Below are 21,229 nucleotides of genomic sequence, written 5' to 3' on the forward strand. Positions count from 1 at the left end.
ACCGATGCGCCAGTTCACCGCCGTCGTCAACCCCACCGCGGGCGGCTCCACCGGGGCGGCGACCCTGCTCCGGCTGGCCCGGCTGCTCCGCGAGGCCGGGGCCGGGCTGGAGACGGAGTATAGCCACAGCCTCGCCCACGCCCAGGACATCGCCCGTACGGCCGGTGAACGCGGCCGGATCGTGCTGGCCGTGGGCGGCGACGGCATCGCCGGCGGCATCGGCGGCGCGCTCAGCGGCACCGGCACCGTCCTGGGCCTCGTACCCGCCGGACGCGGCAACGACTTCGCCCGCGCGCTGCGTCTGCCGGCCGAGCCCGAGGCGCTGGCGGACATCCTGCTGCACGCCGAGCCCCGGCCCGTCGACACCATCGAGGTGGAGTCGGCCACCCACCCGCGCACGGTGGTGCTGGGCAGCGTGTACGCCGGTGTCGACGCGGAGGCCAACCGGCACGCCAACAACGCCCGGCTGCTGCGCGGCGCCGCCTCCTACTACGCGGGCGGACTGCGCGCCGTCACCTCCTGGCGGCCCGCCGACTACCGCGTCACCGTCGACGGGGCGGAGCACACCCACCGCGGCTACACCGTCGTGGCGGCCAACTCCCCTTATTACGGCTCGGGCCGGCTGATCGCACCCGACGCGCGGGTGGACGACGGGCTGCTCGACATCGTGCTGATCCGCGAGGCCCCGCGCCGGCTGTTCTTCGCCCTGATGAACGAACTGCGGACCGGCGCCCACGTCCGCCGCCCCGAGGTACGGGTCCTGCGCGGCCGGGAGCTGCGCATCGAGGCGGGCCGGCCCGTCCCCTACGGCGCCGACGGCGAGGTGGACGCCACCCTGCCGGTCACCCTGCGGATCCGCCCCGCCGACCTGCCGGTCCTGTACTGACCCGGTCCTGCCAACTCGCCTGTGAATTCCGGGGATTCACGAGGCATCACCCGCCCTTGCCCGGGTAGGCGGTAGGTGCCTGGGGAGGGGTGGTGGGCCGGATGACAGCGGAGCGGGCCGAGGGTGTGGTGCGGGCGGTCGTCGTGTCCGACGGGCGGCTGCTGCTGGTCCCGGAGCAGGGCGGCTGGGGGCTGCCCTCGGGCATCCCGCAGCCGGCCGAGACACCCCAGGCCACCGCCGCGCGGGTCGTCTACGAGCTCACCGGGTACCTGGTCGACGGCACCGAGGCGCTGGACCAAGGGGACGCCGACGGCGGGACGACCATCCTGTGCCGCCTGCTGACCGAGTCACCGTCCGACGGCGGCCGCCTCACCCCCGACCACCTGCGCTGGGCATCGGCGGAGCAGGCCGCCGACACCCCCCTGCCGCCCCCGGTACGCCACTACCTCCAGGGCCACACACCCCCCGTCTGACCCCCACTCCTCCAACCACGGCCCGGCGGCCTTGCGGCCACCCGCCACCGGCCGTCCGGCCACCCGCCCCGCCCCCTCCCTCCGCTTGCGGTGCCGTCCGGCGGGGGTTTCAGTGATGTAGGGACCCCTCGTGGGTCCCTCGCGTTGCCGACAGCGCGGATTGCCCTCGCGGACGCCGCTCGCGGAGTTGCGCCGCGGACGGGCCGGCCCCCCACGCGCGCCAGGAGCTGTCATGTCGATGTCGTTCGGTGCACCGTTCGGTTCGTCGGACCCCTTCAGCGAGCTGCTGAACCGGTTCTTCGGTATGTCGCCGGCGTCATCGCCCCCGGCGGTGCAGCGCGTCCCCATCGGACGGCTGCTGACCGAGTCCGCGCAGGAACTGCTCAACCTGGCCGCGCAGCGGGCCGCCGCCGACGGCACCTCCGACCTGGACACCGAACACCTGCTGTGGGCGGCCACCCGGGTCGAACCGTCGCGCCGGCTGCTCTCCCAGGCGGGCGTCGAGCCCGACACCCTCGCCGCCGAGCTGGCCAAGGTGCTGCCCCGCGAGTCCGGCACGCCCTCCGCGGAACCGGGCCTGACGCCCGCGGCCAAGCGCACGCTGCGCGCCGCCTTCGCCCGGTCGCAGGCCGCCGGCGTGTCCTACATCGGCCCCGAGCACATCCTCGGCGCCCTGATCGGCGACAGCGACACCGGCGCCGCCCGGCTGCTACGGGCCGAGGGCCTGGACCCGGGGCGGCTGGCCGGCCTCACCGAACAGTCGGCACCGCGCCCCGAGGCGGCCCCCGCCGAGCGCGGCCGGCCGGCCACCACCCTGGACGAGTTCGGCCGCGATCTGACCGAGGAGGCCAAGGCCGGCAAGCTGGACCCGGTCGTCGGGCGGGCCGAGGAGATCGAGCAGACGGTGGAGATCCTCTCCCGGCGCTCCAAGAACAACCCCGTGCTGATCGGCGAACCGGGCGTCGGCAAGACCGCGATCGTGGAGGGGCTCGCCCAGCGCATCGTCGCCGGCGAGGTCCCCGACACCCTGAAGGACAAGCGGGTCGTCGTACTGGACCTGTCGGGCATGGTCGCGGGAGCCCAGTACCGGGGGCAGTTCGAGGAGCGGCTGAAGAAGGTCATCGAGGACGTCCAGGCGGCCGGCGGCGACATCATCCTGTTCATCGACGAACTGCACACGGTGGTCGGCGCCGGCGCCACCGGCGAGGGCGCCATGGACGCGGGCAACATGCTCAAGCCCGCCCTCGCCCGCGGCGAACTGCACGTCGTGGGCGCCACCACCATCGACGAGTACCGCAGGTACATCGAGAAGGACGCCGCCCTGGAACGCCGCTTCCAGCCGGTGCTGGTCCCGGAACCCACCGTCGAGGAGACGGTGCAGATCCTCGAAGGACTGCGCGACGCCTACGAGGCCCACCACCAGGTCCGCTTCGAGGACGGCGCGCTGGCCGCGGCGGCCGAACTCTCCGACCGGTATGTCAGCGACCGCTTCCTGCCCGACAAGGCCATCGACGTGATGGACCAGGCCGGCGCCCGGGTACGGCTGCGCGGCACCGGGCGCTCCACCGAGATCGTCAGCCGCGAGGACCACATCGCCAAGCTGCGCCGGGAACTCGACCAGGCCGTGTCCGCCGAGGACTTCGAGAAGGCGTCGGAGATCAAGCGGCAGATCGCCGAGGTGGAGGGCGAACTCGCCGGCATCGAGGAGCGCCGCGAGGGCGTCGTCTCCGTCACCGCCTCCGACATCGCCGACATCGTCTCCCGCCGCACCGGCATCCCGGTCTCCCAGCTCACGGCCGGCGAGAAGGAGAGACTGCTGCGGCTCGAAGAGGAGATGCACGAGCGGATCGTCGGCCAGGACGAGGCCGTCACCGCCGTCTCCCAGGCCGTACGCCGCAACCGCGCCGGCATGGGCGACCCGAACCGGCCCGTGGGTTCCTTCCTCTTCCTCGGCCCGACCGGTGTCGGCAAGACGGAACTCGCCAAGACCCTGGCCGCCCTGCTGTTCGGCAACGCCGACCGCATGATCCGTTTCGACATGAGCGAGTTCCAGGAGAAGCACACCGTCGCCCGGCTGGTGGGCGCGCCCCCCGGATACGTCGGCTACGAGGAGGCGGGCCAGCTCACCGAGAAGGTCCGCCGCCAGCCCTACAGCGTGCTGCTCTTCGACGAGGTGGAGAAGGCCCACCCCGACATCTTCAACACCCTGCTGCAGATCCTGGACGACGGGCGGCTCACCGACGCCCAGGGCCGCACCGTCGACTTCCGGCACTGCGTCGTCATCATGACGTCCAACATCGGCGCGCACCGCATCCTGGAGCACAAGGGCGATGTGTCCGACCTCAGGGAAGAGTTGATGGACGATCTGCGCGCCCGGTTCCTGCCGGAGTTCCTCAACCGGATCGACGACATCATCATCTTCCACGGTCTCACCGAGGACGACCTGGGCCGGATCGTGGACCATCTGCTCGACCAGAGCAAACACAAGGTGCGCGCCCAGGGCCTGGAGCTGGAGGTCACCGAGAGCGCCAAGAAACTGCTCATCGCCCACGGCCACCAGCCGGAGTTCGGGGCCCGCCCGCTGCGCCGCACCATCCAGGCGGAGCTGGACAACCGCATCGCCACTCTTCTGCTCGGCGGCGAGGCCGAACCCGGGGACACCATCGTCGCCGACGTGCGGGACGACTCGCTGCACTGCTCGGTGCGCCGCGGCGCCCCCGAGGCACCCGCCGGCTCCGCCCCCGCACCGGCCGGGTGACAACCGGGGACCGTCAGGAGGACGGCGGCTCGCCGATGGAGACCAGAACCGCGGTCGCCGGCCCGTCCGGGGTGTCGTAGCGCACGGTGTCCCCGGGCCGGCGGCCGAGCAGGGCCCGGCCGAGCGGGCTGTCGGCGGTGACCAGCGTCTGGTCCAGCGCCTCGGCCACCTCGCCGATCCGCAGCGTCTCCGTCTCGCCGTCCGGGAAGCGGACGGTCACCGTGCTGCCCACGCCCACCACGTCGGTCGGGGCGGGACCGGCCGACGCGGCTTCGCGCAGCCGCTCGGTGATCTCCTCGATCCGGCGGTCCAGGCGCCCCAGTTGGTCGGCGCGCCGCAACTGGTCGGCCTGGTCGGCCTGGTCGCCGACCGACGCGGAGGACTCCCGGAGCGTTCCGGCGACCAGCCGGCGTTCGTCCCGCAGGTCGGCCAGCTCCTGCTCCAGCGCACGGCGGGCCTGTGCGCTGATCGGCTCCGGGTCACCGGTCATGACGTCTGCTCCTTGGCGGGACGGGTAACCGGAAGGAAGAGTCCGGCGTTCCGCATCATAAGCGGATCAATCACTTCCAGAGTGTACGAAGGGACATACCGGGATAGTGTGCTGCTGTTCCGGTCTCCGGGCCGACGCCGGCCCATGGAAGGCGCGGAGGGAGGTGTCCCATGTCCTCGAAGCGACGCCGCAAGAAGAAGTCGCGCCGCAACCACCCGGCCAACCACGGGCGGCGCCCGCAGTCCTGACGCCACCGGCGGCCCGTCAGTCCTCCTCCAGCGCGTCACGGACGCTCGGGTAGCAGGCGATCAGCGGGGTGAGGCCGACGATCTCCAGCGTGCGCAGGACGGACTGGCGGACGCCCGCCAGCCGTAGCCAGCCCGTCGGCTGATGGGCCTGGTGTCCGGCGATGAGGACGTTGATGCCGCTGGAGTCCATGAACGGCACACCGCTGAGATCCGCGACCGTGCGGGTCCCCGGCGCGGGGCCCACCGGTGTGAGGGCGTCCCGGAGCATCCCCGAGGTGTGGTGGTCGATCTCGCCGGTCACCGTGACGACGGCGACCCCGTCGATGGTGGACCGGAAGACGGACAGCCGCTCCGGTCCCGCCTGTTCGTTCATCTCCGCCGTGTCCGCCACGCGTTTCCTCGTCTCCACTCGCCGTTCCGGGGCCCGGACCCGCGCGTTCCCGGCCGGGTCCGCCGCCGGCGTTCCCTATCGGCCTTGCCGGGCCTTGCCCCGCGCATTCCTCAGCGGGCGGCTGCCCCGGATCGCGCGGAAGATGCAGGCCGCCGTGCCGCGCACCGGCGCATATCCGTCGGACCGGCCGTGAGTTGCCTCCTTTCCGCGCAACCCCGCGCCCCCCCGACGCCTTGCCATGCCTTGCCACTCGCCGCCGCACCCCTGAAATCGGCCCCGCCCCGGTGGGACATCTCGACAAGTCGATACCGTATGCCGGAAGATGCCTACCGCAGTACGGAATCGTGGGGTGTATCGGTGAGGGGGCGGAACGTGCGGCGGTCGGACGGTGTCCGGTGGTGGCGTCGGGGGCGGGGCGAGAGCTTCGGACGGTGGCTGCTGCGCGGGCCGGCCCAGGTGATGTTCCTCGCCGACGTGCGGACCGGCGCCGTCTTCTGCCTCGCCCTGGCCACGGCCGACTGGCGCTACGGCGGCTACGCCCTCGGCGGCGCCGCCCTGGGCACCGGCACGGCACGGCTGCTGCACGTCGCCCGGGACCGGGTGGAGCAGGGACTGGAGGGGTACAACTCCTGCCTCGTCGCCCTGTGGTGCGCGGTGTTCCTCGGCGCGGGCCGGCTCTCCACGGCGCTGCTCGCCGCCGCGGGCTGCGTGGTCACCGCGGTCGCCACCGCCGCCGTGGTCCGGCTGCTGCACGGGTGGCGGCTGCCGCCGCTCACCCTGCCGTACTGCCTGCTGGCGAGCGCGGTCACCATCGCGGCGCCCGCCTTCCGGCGCGTCCGGCCACAGGACGCCGGCCTCGCGGCGTTGCCCGGCCCGGCCACCGGACCGACCGGGCCGCACCCGGACGACCTGTGGCGCGCCTTCTTCCGCAACATCTCCCAGGTCTTCTTCCTGGAGCAGTGGTACGCCGGGGCGCTGCTGCTCGCGGGGCTGTTCCTGGCCGGCCGGGTGGTGGGCCTGCTGGCCTGTGCCGGCAGCGCCACGGGCATCCTGACCGCGTGGGCGCTCGGCGCACCGGCGGCCGGCATCGCCGACGGCACGATGGGCTGCAACGCGGTGCTCGTCGCCATCGCCCTGGGCGGCGTGTTCCTCGCGCCGGCCCCGGCCACCGTGCTGTACGCGCTGCTCGGCGCCGCCACGGCGACCGCCGTGACCCCGGCCGTCGCGCATCTGCTCGCCCCCTCCGGCGGCCGGGCGTTCACCTGGCCGTTCGTACTGACGACCCTCTGCTTCCTGGCCGCCGCCCGCTCCTTCCCCCGGCTGGCCGACCGGACCCCCGCCCCGGACGCGGACGAGGTACGCCCGCAGCTGCCCGGCGCGACGGCGCGGACCGCGTAGGCCGCCGGAGCGGCGGCGGGCACCCGGCCCGTGCCCGTAGACTCCCCGCTGCCCAGCCGGACCGGGCGGCGTGGTGTGCCGCCCGGGCGGTGCGCCGCGTACGGACCCGTACGGGCCCGGCCGTGGGTTTGCTACATTGCGCCACCACGCAATCAAGATCGCGCAGACCCGACCGTTCGGGGGAGTGGAAGATGACCGACCCGTGGGACGGACCGGCCGGGCGGGGCACCCGCAGCCGGGGCACCCGCGTGCCCCGCCCGCGCACGGCCGCGCCGGACCGGGCGGGCTCCCCGGGCGGCCGGGGAACCATGGGCGCACGCGCCGGCACACGGCCCCCCGAGGCGCGTACGACCGGACGCGGCCGACGGCTGCTGCGGACCGCCGCGATCACCCTGTCCCTGATCGTCGTGATCACCGCCGGCGCGGGCTGGCTGTTCTACCGGCATCTGGACGGCAACCTCCGCAGCGTCTCGCTGGACGGCAAGGGCGGCACCGAGAAGGCCGACGCCTTCGGCCGCACCCCCCTCAACATCCTGGTCATGGGCTCCGACGGGCGGACCAGCACGACGGACTGCCGGCTCGGCGGCGGCTGCTCGCGAACCGGGGTGCAGACCGGCGGCAACGCCGACGTGGAGATGGTGCTGCACATCTCCGCCGACCGCTCCGACGCCACCGTGCTGAGCATCCCCCGCGACACCATGACCCGGGTGCCGGCCTGCCGGGACGGCGAGACCGGCCGGTCCACGAGCGGCTACTACGGCCAGGTCAACAGCGCCCTGCGGTACGGGCCCGCCTGCCAGGTGGCCACCGTGCACCGGCTCACCGGCATCCCCGTCGACCACTTCGTCAAGCTCGACTTCTCCGGCGTGGTCAAGATGTCCGACGCGATCGGCGGTGTCTCCGTGTGCGTCAGCGACGACGTCTACGACACCTACTCCCACCTGAAGCTGTCCCGGGGCACCCACACCCTCAAGGGCGTCGCCGCCCTGGAGTTCGTGCGCTCCCGGCACGGCTTCGGCGACGGCAGCGACCTCGGCCGCACCGTCTCGCAGCACATCTTCCTCAGCGCGATGATCCGCAAGTTCAAGAGCGCGGGCACGCTCACCGACCCTGGCGCGGTCTACCGGCTCGCCGACGCCGCCACCAAGGCGCTGACCGTGGACGACGGCCTGGGCAGCGTCAAGAAGCTGATCGGGCTCGCGGCCGACGTGAACAAGGTGCCCGCCCGGCGGATCACCTTCGCGACCATGCAGACCGCCCCCGACCCGGCCGACCCCGACCGGGTGGTGGCCGGCCCCGGGGCCGCGTCCCTCTTCGCCGCCATCGCCGGCGACCGGCCGCTGACCACCGGCTCCGACGCGAAACCCACGGCCACCGCCCAGGCCGCCGCCGGCGCCGAGCCCGCCGCGCGGATCGCGGTGACCGTACGCAACGGCACCGGCATCACCGGCCGCGCCCGGGCCCTCGCCGACGCCCTCACCGGCCAGGGCTTCCGCTCCGCCACCACCGGCAACGCGCCCGGCCCCGCGACCACCACCACTCTCACCTACGGCCCCGGCCGCGAGGCCGCCGCCCGGACCGTCGCCCATGCGCTCGGCCTGCCGTCCGCCCGCCTGAAGCAGGGCACCGGAACCGGCCTGACCCTGGTCGTCGGCAGCGACTGGCCCAGCGGCGACCACTACCCGGGCCCGGCCACCGCCTCCCCGGCGCCCGCCGGCACCCAGGCCGCCGTCGGCGGCGCCCACGCCTCCACCGCCGACCAGGGCAAGACCTGCGCCAAGGTCAGCCCCTACAAGACGGTCACGCTCGACGGCGTCGCCATGACCCCGGCCCAGGCGTACGCCGCGGCCCGGACCAGGCCCGACTCCGACGACTGACCCCGTCGGCGGGCCGGCCGCCGTGCCCGACCCTGCGCCAGCGGGCCTCGCACCAGCAGAAGAGGCCGAACGCGGCCAGACCCAGCGCGACCAGCGCGAGCAGCCACGGTCCGGCCGGCAGGTCCCGGAACGCGCGCAGCGTGTCGTCCATGCCCTTCGCCTGCCCCGGCTGATGCCGCACGGCCGCGACGACGGCGAACACACCGGCCGCCGCGAACACGACCCCACGGGCCGCGCCCCCGGTCACCCCGAGGGCCTCGACCACCGGCCGGGCCCGCCCGGACAGCGCCTCGGCCCGCAGGTCCTTGAGGAACTTCCGGCGCACGGCCCGCACCGAGACCCACAGCCCGGCGACCACCACGCCGGCCCCGGCCACGCCGAGGATCCATTGCCCGCCGGGCCACTCCAGCACCCGGGCGGTCACATCGTCGGTCTGCCGGTCGGAGGAGCCGCTGCCGCTGCCCCGGTCCCCGGCCGCGTAGGCGAGCACCGAGTAGGAGACGAAACCGTAGAACAGGCAACGGAACAGGGCCGCCACCCGCCGGGAGACCTTCGAGCCGTCGGGGCCCGACGCGCCGAACACCGCCTCCGACAGCTGCCATACGGCCAGCCCGGCCAGTGCGACGCCCACGAGCCACAGCAGTGCCACCCCGAACGGCCGCCCGGCCAGCTCGCCGAGCGCGCCGCCCCGGTCGGCCTGCCGCTCCCCGCCGGCACCCCCCAGGGCGATCCGCAGCGCGATCACCGCGACCAGTACGTAGAGCAGCCCGCGCGCCGCGAAGCCGGCCCGGGCCGCCACGGCCATGGGTCTGCTGTCCGCGGCCCGGGCCGAAGAGCGTAGTACGTCCATACACCGCCGGTGCCCCCGAGTCCCCGCCCGACACCTGCCCGGGCGGGCCGCTCGGCGCGGTGCGGCCCCGGCCCGGCCGGCGGGTCGCCGTCGCCGGCCCGGCAGGTGCCCGCCGAGCAGCACCACACCGGCAGCCGCGGTCAGTAGCCCGCCGGCGAGGAAGACGCCCCGCGGGCCGGCGTGCGACAGGACCAGCGCCCCCAGTGCGGCGCCCGCCGCGATCCCGGCGTTGTAACAGCCGGAGTTCGCCGCGAGCGCGAGGTCCGTACGGCCCGGGGCACAGTGCAGCATCGCGTTCTGGGCGGCCATGAACACCGGACCGAGCGCCCCGCCGGTCAGCACCAGGAACAGCACCGCCGCCGCGGGCCGGTCACCGGCCGCGCCCAGGCCGAGCATGCCCACGGTCTGCACGGTCACGGCGGCGGTGAGCGCCCCGCGCGGGAAGCGGTCCAGCGCCACGGCGGTGACGCTCACCCCGGCCAGGCACGCGGCACCGAAGACCGAGAGCAGCACACTCACCGTGCCCGGGGCGAAACCGCTCACCCGGTCCAGGAACGCCACGATGTACGTGTATCCCGCGAACGCGCCGGTGGCGGAGAGGAACCCCGCCGCCAGTACGGTCCCGAACCGGCGGGCGTCGGGCCCGGTCGCGTACGCGGCGGGCTCCTCCTCCGGGCGCGAGGCCGGCAGCAGGGCGGCGATCGTCACCAGGCAGACCAGCCCCGTCGCGGCCGGCAGCGCGAACGGCAGCCGCCAGCCGTCCAGTCGGCCCAGCCAGGTCGCGGCCGGAACGCCGAGCACCAGGGCGAGCGAGCCGGCCACGGACAGCGCCCCGACCACCCGCCCCCGTACCTCCGGCGCGAACAGACTCACCGCGACCGGACCCGTAACGGCCCAGAACAGTGCCTGCGCGAGGGCGGCCAGGAGCCGCGCGGCGAGCAGGACGCCGTAGGAGGCGGCCAGAGCCGACACCACACTGGAGACGACCAGTGCGGCCAGCAGCCCGGCGAGCACATGGCGCCGGGGCACCGCCCGCAGGACATGGGCGAGCGGCACGGAGGCCACGGCCACAGTCAGACCGTACCCGGTGACCAGGAGACCGGCCGCCGGCACGGACACCCGCAGGCTCGCGGCGACCGGCTCCAGCAGTCCGACCGGCAGGCTCTCCACCGTGTTGAGGGTGAAGGCGGCCAGCATCAGGGCCGCGAGCACGGCCGTACGGCGCCAGGCGGCCGGGCGCGCCGTGACCCCGCGCGCCGCTTCCGCACCGGCCCGTCGCGCCTGCCCCGTGGCACCGTTCATGGCAGTACCCCACCCGGCCCACCCGCCCCGCCGCAACCGAATTCGCCCGCCGCCGGGTCCGCCCCCAACGGCCGTGGACCGCCGTGGTGTTGACCCACCGTGCGGTACAGTACGTACTGTTTGGTTTGGTTTCCGACCCGGGGGAGGGTGTGTGGCTCAGCAGGACCGAGCCGTCCGGACCCGGCGCGCCGTGCTGCGGGCCGCGGCAGCGGTCTTCGCCGAGCGCGGATACGCTGCCGCCACCATCTCCGAGATCCTCAAGCGGGCCGGTGTCACCAAGGGCGCCCTGTACTTCCACTTCGACTCCAAGGCGGCCCTCGCCCAAGGGGTGTTACAGGAACAGCTGACGCCCCAGTACCACCTGCCGCGGGAGCTGAAGTTACAGGAGTGGGTGGACGCGGGGATGGCCCTGGCCAGGCGGCTGCCCCGGGAACCCTTCCTGCTCGCCGGCGTCCGGATCTCCGCCGACCGGCCCGGCCGTGACGTGCTCGGCAGCGCCTGGCCGGCCTGGGCGCGACTGACCTCGCACGCGCTCACCGAGGCCAAGAAACGGGGCGAGGTGCTGCCGCACGTGGTGCCCGAGGAGACGGCCCAGGTGTTCCTCGGCGCCTGGGTGGGCGCGCAGTTCGTCTCGCAGACCCTCGCCGGCTGGGCGGACCTGGACGACCGCACGGCGGCGCTGTACGGCCACCTCCTCGCCGCGATCGCGGCCCCGCCCGTCCTCACCCGGCTGGACACCGCGCCGGACCGCGGCGCCCGGGTGATCGCCGAGGCCCGGCGGCGGTCCGAGGACCTGTCGGGCATCGCCTGCTGACCCGGCCGTGCGTCCCGCCCGGCGGACCGTACGGGCGGTTTTCTCCGCGATTCGGCTCGGCGCGTCCGTCACACGAGGCCGGCGAGGAACCCCTCCAGCAGCTCGTGCAGGACCTCTGGCCGTTCCAGGTGCAGATCGTGCCCGGTGCCGGGGACACTCACCGCCACGGTCGGCGGTCGCGCCGCGAGCATCGCGTCGATGTCCGGCCCCGGGATCAGGCTCGACCGGGCGAACACGGCCAGGGTGGGACAGCCGACCCGCCGCCACGCGGGCAGGGAGGAGCGCCGGACGGCCTCCGCCAGCGCGGCGACCATCACGTCCCGGTCGAACCGGGGGCGCCGGCCGTCCTCGTGACGCTCCAGGCCGGCCGCCCAGCCCTCGCCCACCGGGCCGCCGCCGAAGAAGGAGACCGCCGCCGCGCGGGAGGGGAACGGCACCGGCCACGAGTCCAGCCACGCGCCGACGGCCGCGGGAGCGCGGGGATCGGGGTCGCGGGGCGCGGCCTCGACCAGGACGAGCGCGCGGACCAGCGCGGGGTGGGCGGCGGCGGTCAGCAGCGCCGTGTGACCACCCAGCGACTGCCCGACCAGCACGGGCCGGTCCAGCCCCAGTCGCGCGGCGACCGCCACCACGTCCGCCACGAAGGCCGCGCGCGAGACATCGCCGGGGTACCGCTCGCTCGCGCCGTGCCCGCGCTGGTCGAGCACCACCACCCGGTGACGCCCCGACAGCCTCTCCGCCAGGGCGTCCCACTCACCGGCGTGGCCGGCCAGCCCGTGCAACAGCACCACGGCGGGGCCCGGACCGCCCCCGTCACGGCAGGCCAGCCGCACCCCGCCCCGGACCACCACCCGCTCCGACCACTCCACAACCGGCTCCCTCGGTACCGTCGTTCGTCAGTGCCGGCGGGGCGGGGGAATGCCCCGTTCGTTATTTCCGGCCGGGGTCCTCTGCTGGTCATTCCCGGCCGGGCGGCGGGACGCCCCGCTCGCCATGCCCGGACGGCTGGTGGGCCCCCGCCACTGGTCACTCCGGGCCGGGCGGTGGGCACCCGGTTGGTCATTCCCGGCCGGGCGGTGGGCCCCTCCGCTTGCGATCCGCGCGCGGTGGGCCCCTCCGCTCGTCAGTGCCGACCAGGCGACGGGACCCTCCGCTCGTCACTTCCGGCCGCGCGGCGGCCCGGTTTTGTCACTCCCGGCCCGGGCCACGGGCCCCGTGCCCCACCCGGCCCCTCACCAGGCGTCCGCCCGGTTCACGGCTGTCCGCCGCGCTCCAGCGGGATGCGCTCGCCGGCCTCCACCGCCACCGGCAGCCGGTTCTCGGCGGGCGGCAGCGGGCAGGTCGCCAGGTCGGTGTAGGCGCACGGGAGGTTTCCGGCACGGTTGAAGTCGAGCGTGACCGTACCGTCGGGGCCGGGCGCGTCGATGTACAGCGAGCGGTTCGCCGCGTACGTCGTCACGCCCGAGGTGGCGTCCGTGAACAGCACCATGAGTCCGCCGGGCCCGCGGCCGTTGAACGCGGTGAGCCGGTGCCGCGCGCCGGCCAGCTCGAACTCGACCTCGCCGGGGGAGTCGTAGACGTGCTCCAGCCCCTCCACGGCGGCGCCGACGGTGACCGGCCGAGGCTCGTCGTAGGGCAGGAAACGGCCGGTGACGACCCAGCGCGGGTCCGGGGCGTACGCGGGGGTGTGGCGGAAGGCGGTGCGCAGCGGGTTGTCCGGGTGGCGGGGCCGCAGGATGTCGTGGCCGCCGCGCCGGGCGACTTCGAGCCGGGCCTCGCCCCAGTCGGCGTACCGGCTCTCCCGCTCCGGGATGACCCCGAACGCGTAACGGCCGCGCACCACCGTGCCGTTCACGGTCAGCTCCTCGCCCTCGGCCAGTTCGACCACCACTCCGTCCGCGGTCGCCGACCACGCGCCGGGGGCGTCGTCGAACCGGGCCGGTTCCGGGCCCAGCCAGTGCAGGCCGGTGATGGCGAGGAAGCCGTGCGGTGCGGCCAGCACCTCCTCCTTGGCCCGGTGCCACTCCTCCCACTCCGTGACGAAGGCCAACCGGTCGATGTCCTGGACGGTCATGTCCACTCCCTCGGGTAGGTGTTGCCGGTCGTGTCCCGCGTCCGCTTCAACCACCGCGCCCCGCCCGTTCATCCCGGCCACGGCACCGTATGTCCGGGGCATATGCCGGTGATTCGACCGTTCTGCCGCGGGCCGGGCCTGCCGATGAGGGGATATGTGGAGCCGGTCACTAGGATGTGACACCAAGACAACCATGCGACCGGCCCGTTCCATGCGTGCCGGTCGGGGTCGCCGATGCCAGGGACCGCTCCCCGGGCTGCGGTGATCTTCCTTCCCAGGAGGACCCTCCGCATGTTCCGACGAATAGGCACCGCCGTCGTCCGTCATCCCATTTGGACGATCGTGGCGTGGCTGATCGCCGCGGTGGCGATAGTCGCCACCGCACCGAGCCTGCCCTCGAACAGTGACGAGAGCAGTTTCCTACCCAAGAGTTACGAGTCCATCAAAGCGGCGGATCTCCAGCAGAAGGCGTTCCCCAGCGCCTTCACCCCGTCCGCGATCGCGCTCTACCAGCGCACCGACGGCGGCAAGCTCACCGCCGCCGACCAGAAGGATGTCGCCCGGATCACCACCGAGCTGGGAAAGAAGCACATCGACCAGGTGCAGAAGGTCGTCCCCGGCCCGCCGTCGAAGGACGGCAAGTACACCATGACCCTGGTGCAGATGGACAGCAAGAACGCCGGTCAGCCCAAACAGGCCGACGCGGCGAAGGAGTTGCGTGAACAGGCCAAGGAACTGGCCAAGGGCACACATCTCGACGTCAAGCTCGGCGGTTCCGCGGCACAGGCACTCGACCAGCAGGACTCGTCCAAGCGCGGCGAGGCGCTGATCGGTATCGGCACCTTCGTCATCATCCTGGTGACCCTGCTGATCATCTTCCGGGCGCCGATCCTCGCCGTACTGCCCCTGGTGCTGATCGGCCTGGTGTCCGCCGTCGCCAACGGTCTGATCGCCTACGCCACCAAGCTGTTCGGCCTCCAGGCCAACAGCTCGATCTCCTCGATCCTCATCGTCGTGCTCTTCGGCGTCGGCACCGACTACTTCCTGTTCCTGATATTCCGCTACCGCGAGAGTCTGCGCGCCGGGGACGAACCCAAGCAGGCCATGATCAACGCGGTGGACCGGGTCGGCGAGGCCATCGCCTCGGCGGCCGGAGCGGTCATCATCGCCTTCCTCGCCCTGGTGCTGTCCACGCTGGGCTTCCTGAAGCAGATGGGCCCGGCGCTCGCCATCGCGGTCGGCGCCACCCTGGTCGCCGGCCTGACCCTGATCCCCGCCGTGGTCTCGCTGATCGGGCCCAAGGTCTTCTGGCCGTCGAAGTCCTGGCAGAAGGAGCCGCAGAACGCCCGCTTCGCCGCCCTCGGCCGAGGTGTCCAGCGCCGCCCGGCGCTGACCGCCGTCGTCTCCGGGCTCGTCCTGCTGATCCTGTCCATCGGCACCCTCGGCTACAAGGCGACCTTCGACCTGGCCTCGGGCTCCATGCCCAAGACCAAGGAGTCCATGGTCGTCCAGGACGAGATGCAGAAGGCGTACTCGGCGGGCGCGGCGGCGCCCACCGACGTGTATCTCTCCAGCACCGACGGCAAGCAGCTGGACGGGTCCCGGTTCAAGGAGTACGCGCGGAAGCTGGGCGAGGTGGACGGCGTCGCCAGCGCCCGCATGACCCAGCTCAACAAGGAGGGCACCACCGCCGACTTCACCGTCACGCTGAAGTACGAGGCGTCGACGGACAAGGCGATCGACGCCGTGGGCCGGGTCCGCGACGTCGCCCACTCGGCGGCGCCCGACGGCACCGAGGCGGTCGTCGGCGGCATGTCCTCGATCTACAAGGACATCGACGCGGCGGTCAACCACGACTACCGGACGGTCTTCCCGGTCGCCGCCCTCCTGATCATGATCATCCTGGGGCTGCTGCTGCGCAGTGTGGTCGCCCCCTGGTACCTGATCGCCTCCGTGGGCCTCGGCTTCGGCGCCACCCTCGGCGCCACCGTGTGGATCTTCCAGGACGGGCAGGGCCACGCGGGCCTGATGTTCATGCTGCCGGTGATCATGTATCTCTTCGTGGTCGCGATCGGCACCGACTACAACATCCTCATGATCGCCCGGCTGCGTGAGGAGGCCCGGGCGGGCCGGGAGCCGCGCGAGGCGGCCGGCATGGCCCTGCGGCACGCCGGGCCGACCGTGGCCGCGGCGGGCTTCATCCTGGCGGCGACCTTCGCCACGATGATGCTGGCGGGCAACTCGCTGCTGTCGGAGATGGGCTTCGCGGTCTCCTTCGGCATCGTGGTGGCCGCGTTCGTCATGGCGATGTTCTTCACCCCGAGCCTCACGGCCCTGATCGGCCACGCCGCCTGGTGGCCGGGCCACGGGGACCGGGCCGAGACGCCGGGCGCCTTGGCCGCCGGTTCCGGTACGGTCCCGCGCGACGAGGACCGGGACACCACCGCCCACGATCCGGCGGGCCGCCGCGGCTAGCGGCGACCGCGACGAGAGACGAGTCCTGCCGGGCCCCTTGGCCCGGCAGGACTTTTTTTCATGCCGCCTGCCGGCCGGCTGCCGCTTCCCGGTCGGCTGCCGCCTTCCGGCCGGTTACCTCTTCCTGCCCGGTCACCCGGCGTCGGCAGGCGCCCGGAAGTAGTGCTCCTGGTCCAGGTCCGCCAGGAGCCCGGGGTGTACGGGTTCCCAGCCCACCAGTTCGCGGGTCAGGGTGCCCGACGCGGCGGCGTCGACGCCGAGGAAGTGGCTCATCCAGGTGAAGTGGCCGACCGCGTCCTCGGGCGCCACGGACACCGTCGGCACACCGAGACGGCGGCCGATGACCTCCGCGATGTCCCTCAGGGCGATGCCCTCCTCGGCGACGCCGTGCAGCACCGATCCGGCGGGTGCCTTCTCGGCCGCCAGCCGGAACAGCCGCGCGGCGTCGAGCCGGTGCACGGCCGGCCAGCGGTTGGCGCCGTCGCCGATGTACCCGGAGACGCCCTTGGCACGGGCGGTGGCGACCAGCATCGCCATGAAACCGTTGTCCCCGGCGCCGTGGCAGGTGGGGGAGAGCCGCACGACGGAGGAGCGGACACCGCGCGAGGCGAGTGCCAGCACGGCCTTGGCGGTGGCCCCCCGGATGGCGGCGGCCGAGCCGTCGGCCGGGGGCATGTCCCGCTCGGTCGCCACCCGCCCCGGCGCGAGACCGGCCAGTCCGGAGGCCAGGACGAAGGGCCGGCCGGTGCCGGCGAGCGCCTCGCCGAGGGCGTCGACGGCGCGGCGGTCGGCTTCGCCGGCCCCCTGGAAGTCGCCGCCGAAGGCGAGGTCGTGCTTGAAGGCGAGGTGGATCACGCCGTCCGAGGCGGCGGCCGTTGCCTGCAGGACGTCGAGGTCGTCGAGGCTGCCGCGGACGGTCTCGGCCCCGGCCTTTGTCAGCGCGGCGGCGGAGGCGTCGGAGCGGGCCAGCCCGACGACCTGGTGCCCGGCGGTCAAGAGGTCGGGCACCAGGGCGGAGCCGATCCAGCCGGACGCACCGGTCACGAAGAAACGCATGGGGAACTCCCGACTAGTGATGTCAGTGACTGTCATCGACCCTAGCACTCGATGACAGTCACTGACATCGTTAGGATTCCGGTCATGAGCAGATGGGAGCCGAACGCGCGCGGGCGCCTGGCGGAGGCGGCGTTGGAGCTCTACCGGGAGCGGGGCTACGAACAGACGACGGTCGCCGAGATCGCCAAACGGGCCGGGCTGACCGAGCGGACCTTCTTCCGCCACTACGCCGACAAGCGCGAGGTGCTGTTCTCCGGCGCCGGCGAGCTCCAGGAACTGTTCGTCCGGGCGGTCGCCGGCGCCCCCGAGAGCGCGGCGCCCATCGACGCGCTGGCCCGCGGACTCGACGCGGTCAGCGAGGCATTCGCCGGCCGGCGGGCCTTCGCGCGGGCACGGCACGCCGTCATCACGGCGAACGCGGAACTCCGGGAGCGCGAGCTGATCAAACTCGCCTCCCTGTCGGCGGCCCTCGCCGAGACCCTGCGCCGCCGCGGCGTCACCGAGCCCGCCGCCGGTCTGGCCGCGGAGGCCGGGGTGGCCGTCTTCAAAATCGGCTTCGAACGCTGGCTCGCGGACGACGGGGAACGGGAGATGGCCGAGTCGGTACGGGAAGCGCTGAGCGTCTTCAGGGCGGTGGCGGCCGGGAAGTGACGGCGGCGGGGGCTCGGGTACGGCGATGCGGCCACGCCGGGCCGGGGTGTCGGGGTACGGCGCTTCCGGCGGGCCGTGTCCTGACGGCCCGTACGGCGGGACACTCGGACCCGGTCGGCAGCGTGCGCACCGGTGCCGGTCGCCGTTCGGGTCGTAGCCGCCGGCCGTGCGCCGTACCCTCGGCCGCTGCGGTCGGTACGGGCACCGGCGCCCGGGGCCTACGGCGGTGAGCGGAACGGAGTGATGAGGGCGGCCCCCGTCACACCTGCGGCGCGGGCGGGCGGACGGCGACCGCGTCGACCTCGAACAGCATGCCGGGCAGCGCGAGGGACGCCACGCCGCTCAGTGTCTGGGCCGGCAGCCGGTCCCCGAAGCGCGCGAGCAGGGCCTTGCCGAGGACCTCCAGCTTCGCGGCGTCGTGGTCGACGACGAACGTGCCGAGCCGGACCACGTGTTCGTACCCGAGCCCCTCCGCCTCCAGGACCAGCCGCAACCGGTCGAAGGCCAGCTCCACCTGCGCGGCGAAGTCACCGGGCACCGGGGCGCCGTCGGCGTCGGAGGCGTACTGGCCCGCGATGAAGACGAGCGCGCCGGGCGCCGATACGGCGTGGCTGTAGCCGAACGGGGTCGGGTCGTGCAGGGTGGCCGGGTTGGTGATCGTGCGCGCGTCACGGGCCATGGATGGTGCTTCCTTCCGTCGGGCACGGCCGCCCCGGCAGACGGGGTACGCCGCATGCGGTACGAGGGCGACAGCCGCCTCCCGCCTCTCCAACACCCGCCGCTCACCGGCCATTCCACCCTCCCCGAGGGGGACACGCCCCCTCCGTTCCGGCGGCCGGCCGGGCGCGGCGTGAGCGCGCGCCGCATGCTCGTGTGAGCCCTGTACGCGCCCCCCGCCGCGCGAGAAGACTGCGCTGTCGACGGGCGGGTGGCCGTCGGCCGTCCGCCCGGCGTCCCGAGCCCAGAAACGCCTCGCGTCCCGAGTTCAAGAAAGGCAGGTCGGCCGCTGTGCTGTTGCGTCTGCCCACGTCCGTACCGGAAGCCCGGCAGTGCCTCGCCGACGGGGCCGTGCCGATCGGCGGGGCGACGCTCGTCTGGGCGACCTGGCAGCGCGACGGATTCCCGGAACTCGCGGTGTCCCTGCGCAAGGTGCCGGAGGCGAACGTCGTCGGGCGGCAGACCCTGGGCGGCGCCGTGCTGCTGCACCGGATCGACGCGACCGTGCCGGACGTCCTGCGGCTGGCCGCCGCCACGATCGGCACCGGCGCCGTGCGGCGGACCGCGACGGTCGGCGGCAACATCGTCGGCAGTACGCTGCGCTGTCTGCTGCCGCCCGCCCTGGCCCTGGACGCCCGGGCCACGGTCCTGGAGCCCGACGGCGTCCGCGAGGCGGACTTGGCCGAGGTGGTCGCCAAGCGCCCCGTGCTGCTCGGTCTGCGCTGGCGCGCGCCCCTCGCCTCGGCCTACCGCAAGCTGCCCGCCGAGCCAGGCGGGGAGCCGCCCCTCGTCGTGGCCTCGGCCCTGCACGCCGAGGACGGTGAGCGGCGCCGCCTGCGCGTCGCCGTACGGGACGGCTACGACGTGCTCACCGGCACCACCCGGTGCGACACCGGCGCTGGGGACGCCCTCGACGCCCTGCGCGACACGGCCCTCGGCGACCTGCCGGCCACCGCCTGGGAAGCCGTCCGCCCGCAGGTCACCGGCCTGCTGGAGGGCAGCGGGCAGAACTGAGGGCCGCCCCCCGGCAAGGCTCGTCGCCGGGTCGGCGGCGTGCCACAGTGGCGGTATGACGGCACAGGCGGACCTGGCAGTACAGACGGACCTGGCGGTACTGGTCGGGTTGCAGGCCTCCGGGAAGTCCACCTTCTACGCGCGGTGCCTGTCCGACCGGTACGAGCTGGTCGGCAAGGACCTGTTCCCGCGCGGCGCGAGGAACAAGCAGGCCCGGCAGATGCGGCTGGTCACCGAGCACCTGGCGGCGGGCCGGCCCGTCGCCGTGGACAACACCAACCCGTCACCGCAGGAGTGGGCCCCGCTGGTGGCGGCGGCCCGGGCCCACGGGGCCACCGTCACGGCCTTCTGGTTCCCGCCCGACGTGCCGGGCTCCCTGCGCCGCAACGCCGCCCGCGAGGGCCGCGGCCGGGTTCCCGACATCGGCGTCCTCGCCACCCTCAAGAGGCTGCGCAGACCCTCCGTGGCGGACGGGTTCGACGCGGTGTACGAGGTGCGGTTCGACGGCCGGGGCGGCTTCGGCGTACGGCCCTGAGCCGGCCCGGAGGTCATCCGCCGCGGACCGTGTCGCGTCCGGTCGCTCAGAGCGCCCGGGGGCGGAAAGTACAAGATCGGAAGGGGCTTCCGGTTCGGGCGGTCGGCGGGATACCCCTGGAAGGGGGCGACCCCGGCCGGGGGCCGCCCGTGAGGAAGGAGCCCAGCCGTGGACGGATGGTTTGTGGACGACCGCTGCACGAACTGCGACGTGGCCCGCCAGTTCGCGCCCGAGCTGATCGACGAGGCCGACGGGAAGTCGAGGATCCTGCGCCCGCCCGCCGACGACGCCGAGAACCGGAGCCTGCACGCGGCGGTCTTCGCCTGCCACACCCGCTCGATCAGGCCGACGACCGGCCGCGTGGACCCGTCGCTCGACCCGTTCCCGCTGGCCCTGGACGACGGCGTGCTGATCTGCGGCCACAACTCGACGCACACCGCCGGCGCCAACTCCTACCTGCTGCTGCGGCCGTCCGGCACCCGGATGATGATCGACACCCCGCGCTGGAGCCGTGAACTCGCCGAGCGCTACTCGGCCGGCGGCCCCGTCACCGATGTGCTGCTCACCCATCGCGACCACGCCGCGCACGGCCGCCGCTACGCCGACCACTTCGGTGCCCGGCTGTGGATCCACGAAGGCGACCTGGACGCGGCGCCGGACGCGGACCAGGTGATCCGCGGCCTGGAACCGCAGGAGATCGCCGAAGGCGTCACCGTCCACCCGCTGCCCGGACACACCCGGGGCAGCGTGCTGTACCTCGCCGACGACCGGTACTGCTTCAGCGGCGACAGCTTCTACTGGTCGCGGACCACCGGGGACCTGGAGGTCGCCGACAGCGTGACCTGGTACTCCATCGAGGAACTGGCCGCGTCCCTGGCCCGGACGGCGGACCGGCTCCGGTTCGAATGGGTGCTGCCGGGCCACGGCGACCGCCGCCGCCTGCCGGCCGACGAGATGTCCCGCCGCCTGCGCGACCTGACGGAACGCACCAGCCGACTGCGGCCCCGGCCGGTCGACTTCACGGCGCTGCGCTGGTGAACGGCAGGAGCACCCGCGACGCCGGACCCGCCGGGCCGTCGGGGGGACGAGGCCCGACGGCCCGGCAGGTCGCGATGCGTGTTCGGTGCGGGCGTCGTGGTCAGCGCCATGCAGCCGGAAGACCGCTCAACTGCTCCAGGATGTCCCACTGCGCCGGCCTCGCCTCGGGCACGGCCCACGGC

At 74.0% G+C, this 21,229-nt stretch carries 19 protein-coding genes and 1 pseudogene; 12 read left to right on the forward strand and 8 right to left on the reverse strand.

All coding sequences use genetic code 11. The annotated features are described in order from the left end of the window. Positions 1-4: 4 nt before the first annotated feature. From IE251_RS17240 to IE251_RS17250, 3 genes are all read left to right on the forward strand, one after another. On the forward strand, positions 5-886 hold the full coding sequence (locus tag IE251_RS17240; protein ID WP_189753854.1) for a diacylglycerol kinase family protein: 882 nt from the start codon (positions 5-7) through the stop codon (positions 884-886). 101 nt (positions 887-987) lie between these two features. Further along, positions 988-1,359 carry an NUDIX hydrolase gene (locus tag IE251_RS17245; protein ID WP_189753855.1) on the forward strand — a complete coding sequence of 124 codons (372 nt, stop codon included), beginning with the start codon at positions 988-990 and terminating at the stop codon, positions 1,357-1,359. Positions 1,360-1,591: 232 nt separating this feature from the next. Beyond that, the gene (locus IE251_RS17250) at positions 1,592-4,117 is read left to right on the forward strand and encodes an ATP-dependent Clp protease ATP-binding subunit (protein WP_189753856.1); all 2,526 of its coding nucleotides are present in this window, start codon (positions 1,592-1,594) and stop codon (positions 4,115-4,117) included. A gap of 13 nt (positions 4,118-4,130) precedes the next feature. Here IE251_RS17250 and IE251_RS17255 read toward each other — a convergent pair whose 3' ends face one another. Continuing rightward, on the reverse strand, positions 4,131-4,607 hold the full coding sequence (locus IE251_RS17255) for a GreA/GreB family elongation factor (protein ID WP_189753857.1): 477 nt from the start codon (positions 4,605-4,607) through the stop codon (positions 4,131-4,133). Positions 4,608-4,777: 170 nt separating this feature from the next. Between IE251_RS17255 and IE251_RS42400 the strand changes: the two genes are divergently transcribed. Next, entirely contained in the window at positions 4,778-4,855 is a 78-nt protein-coding gene (locus IE251_RS42400) for a hypothetical protein (RefSeq protein WP_465964370.1), read from the forward strand. A 16-nt stretch (positions 4,856-4,871) separates the two neighbouring features. Here IE251_RS42400 and IE251_RS17260 read toward each other — a convergent pair whose 3' ends face one another. Continuing rightward, positions 4,872-5,246 (reverse strand): STAS domain-containing protein, encoded by a 375-nt coding sequence (locus tag IE251_RS17260; protein WP_373302012.1) that lies wholly within the window; start codon positions 5,244-5,246, stop codon positions 4,872-4,874. 372 nt (positions 5,247-5,618) lie between these two features. Between IE251_RS17260 and IE251_RS17265 the strand changes: the two genes are divergently transcribed. Together IE251_RS17265 and IE251_RS17270 are read left to right on the forward strand one after the other, a co-directional pair. Further along, positions 5,619-6,644 carry an urea transporter gene (locus IE251_RS17265; RefSeq protein WP_229896808.1) on the forward strand — a complete coding sequence of 342 codons (1,026 nt, stop codon included), beginning with the start codon at positions 5,619-5,621 and terminating at the stop codon, positions 6,642-6,644. Between the two features lie 191 nt (positions 6,645-6,835). Then, positions 6,836-8,521, forward strand: coding sequence for an LCP family protein (locus IE251_RS17270; protein ID WP_189753859.1), 1,686 nt, complete (start codon positions 6,836-6,838; stop codon positions 8,519-8,521). Here the strand turns inward: IE251_RS17270 and IE251_RS41070 are convergent. Further along, a complete protein-coding gene (locus IE251_RS41070) occupies positions 8,445-9,170 on the reverse strand; it encodes a DUF1206 domain-containing protein (RefSeq protein ID WP_229896827.1) in 726 nt (241 codons plus the stop codon). The two genes, IE251_RS17270 and IE251_RS41070, sit on opposite strands and share 77 nt — an antisense overlap. Further along, a pseudogene (locus tag IE251_RS17275) lies at positions 9,159-10,568 on the reverse strand (MFS transporter); the annotation flags it as partial. The gene IE251_RS41070 and the pseudogene IE251_RS17275, both read right to left, overlap by 12 nt. A gap of 256 nt (positions 10,569-10,824) precedes the next feature. Between IE251_RS17275 and IE251_RS17280 the strand changes: the two are divergent. Beyond that, positions 10,825-11,487 carry a ScbR family autoregulator-binding transcription factor gene (locus IE251_RS17280; protein WP_189753860.1) on the forward strand — a complete coding sequence of 221 codons (663 nt, stop codon included), beginning with the start codon at positions 10,825-10,827 and terminating at the stop codon, positions 11,485-11,487. A 68-nt stretch (positions 11,488-11,555) separates the two neighbouring features. On the opposite strand, the gene IE251_RS17285 is transcribed toward IE251_RS17280, so the two are convergent. Continuing rightward, positions 11,556-12,356, reverse strand: coding sequence for an alpha/beta fold hydrolase (locus tag IE251_RS17285; RefSeq protein ID WP_189753861.1), 801 nt, complete (start codon positions 12,354-12,356; stop codon positions 11,556-11,558). A 383-nt stretch (positions 12,357-12,739) separates the two neighbouring features. Further along, positions 12,740-13,561, reverse strand: a complete 822-nt coding sequence (locus IE251_RS17290; RefSeq protein WP_189753862.1) for a DUF1684 domain-containing protein — start codon at positions 13,559-13,561, stop codon at positions 12,740-12,742. Positions 13,562-13,852: 291 nt separating this feature from the next. Here IE251_RS17290 and IE251_RS17295 point away from each other — a divergent pair, with 291 nt between their 5' ends. Beyond that, positions 13,853-16,036, forward strand: a complete 2,184-nt coding sequence (locus IE251_RS17295; RefSeq protein ID WP_189753863.1) for an MMPL family transporter — start codon at positions 13,853-13,855, stop codon at positions 16,034-16,036. A gap of 132 nt (positions 16,037-16,168) precedes the next feature. Here IE251_RS17295 and IE251_RS17300 read toward each other — a convergent pair whose 3' ends face one another. Beyond that, a complete protein-coding gene (locus IE251_RS17300) occupies positions 16,169-17,092 on the reverse strand; it encodes an SDR family oxidoreductase (RefSeq protein WP_189753864.1) in 924 nt (307 codons plus the stop codon). Between the two features lie 84 nt (positions 17,093-17,176). On the opposite strand from IE251_RS17300, the gene IE251_RS17305 reads away from it, so the two are divergent. Further along, the gene (locus IE251_RS17305) at positions 17,177-17,743 is read left to right on the forward strand and encodes a TetR/AcrR family transcriptional regulator (protein WP_189753865.1); all 567 of its coding nucleotides are present in this window, start codon (positions 17,177-17,179) and stop codon (positions 17,741-17,743) included. Positions 17,744-18,002: 259 nt separating this feature from the next. On the opposite strand, the gene IE251_RS17310 is transcribed toward IE251_RS17305, so the two are convergent. After that, complete coding sequence (locus tag IE251_RS17310; protein ID WP_189753866.1) at positions 18,003-18,422, reverse strand: RidA family protein; 420 nt, start codon at positions 18,420-18,422, stop codon at positions 18,003-18,005. 329 nt (positions 18,423-18,751) lie between these two features. Here IE251_RS17310 and IE251_RS17315 point away from each other — a divergent pair, with 329 nt between their 5' ends. The 3 genes from IE251_RS17315 to IE251_RS17325 all read left to right on the forward strand — a co-directional run bounded on the left by IE251_RS17315 (position 18,752) and on the right by IE251_RS17325 (position 21,047). Further along, a complete protein-coding gene (locus tag IE251_RS17315; RefSeq protein ID WP_189753867.1) occupies positions 18,752-19,474 on the forward strand; it encodes an FAD binding domain-containing protein in 723 nt (240 codons plus the stop codon). 55 nt (positions 19,475-19,529) lie between these two features. Further along, positions 19,530-20,009, forward strand: coding sequence for an ATP-binding protein (locus IE251_RS17320; protein ID WP_189753868.1), 480 nt, complete (start codon positions 19,530-19,532; stop codon positions 20,007-20,009). Positions 20,010-20,177: 168 nt separating this feature from the next. Beyond that, a complete protein-coding gene (locus IE251_RS17325) occupies positions 20,178-21,047 on the forward strand; it encodes an MBL fold metallo-hydrolase (RefSeq protein WP_189753869.1) in 870 nt (289 codons plus the stop codon). Positions 21,048-21,229 lie beyond the last annotated feature (182 nt).

This window comes from Streptomyces eurythermus, assembly GCF_014649115.1.
In the GTDB taxonomy this organism is placed as follows: Bacteria; Actinomycetota; Actinomycetes; order Streptomycetales; family Streptomycetaceae; genus Streptomyces; species Streptomyces eurythermus.

What these genes read in the sequence shown, in the direction of transcription:
- IE251_RS17240 (WP_189753854.1), top strand. Translation starts at nt 5, where the DNA reads ATGCGCCAGTTCACCGCCGTCGTCAACCCCACCGCGGGCGGCTCCACC.
- IE251_RS17245 (WP_189753855.1), top strand. Translation starts at nt 988, where the DNA reads ATGACAGCGGAGCGGGCCGAGGGTGTGGTGCGGGCGGTCGTCGTGTCC.
- IE251_RS17250 (WP_189753856.1), top strand. Translation starts at nt 1,592, where the DNA reads ATGTCGATGTCGTTCGGTGCACCGTTCGGTTCGTCGGACCCCTTCAGC.
- IE251_RS17255 (WP_189753857.1), bottom strand. Translation starts at nt 4,607, where the DNA reads ATGACCGGTGACCCGGAGCCGATCAGCGCACAGGCCCGCCGTGCGCTG.
- IE251_RS42400 (WP_465964370.1), top strand. Translation starts at nt 4,778, where the DNA reads ATGTCCTCGAAGCGACGCCGCAAGAAGAAGTCGCGCCGCAACCACCCG.
- IE251_RS17270 (WP_189753859.1), top strand. Translation starts at nt 6,836, where the DNA reads ATGACCGACCCGTGGGACGGACCGGCCGGGCGGGGCACCCGCAGCCGG.
- IE251_RS17290 (WP_189753862.1), bottom strand. Translation starts at nt 13,561, where the DNA reads ATGACCGTCCAGGACATCGACCGGTTGGCCTTCGTCACGGAGTGGGAG.
- IE251_RS17295 (WP_189753863.1), top strand. Translation starts at nt 13,853, where the DNA reads ATGTTCCGACGAATAGGCACCGCCGTCGTCCGTCATCCCATTTGGACG.
- IE251_RS17300 (WP_189753864.1), bottom strand. Translation starts at nt 17,092, where the DNA reads ATGCGTTTCTTCGTGACCGGTGCGTCCGGCTGGATCGGCTCCGCCCTG.
- IE251_RS17305 (WP_189753865.1), top strand. Translation starts at nt 17,177, where the DNA reads ATGAGCAGATGGGAGCCGAACGCGCGCGGGCGCCTGGCGGAGGCGGCG.
- IE251_RS17310 (WP_189753866.1), bottom strand. Translation starts at nt 18,422, where the DNA reads ATGGCCCGTGACGCGCGCACGATCACCAACCCGGCCACCCTGCACGAC.
- IE251_RS17320 (WP_189753868.1), top strand. Translation starts at nt 19,530, where the DNA reads ATGACGGCACAGGCGGACCTGGCAGTACAGACGGACCTGGCGGTACTG.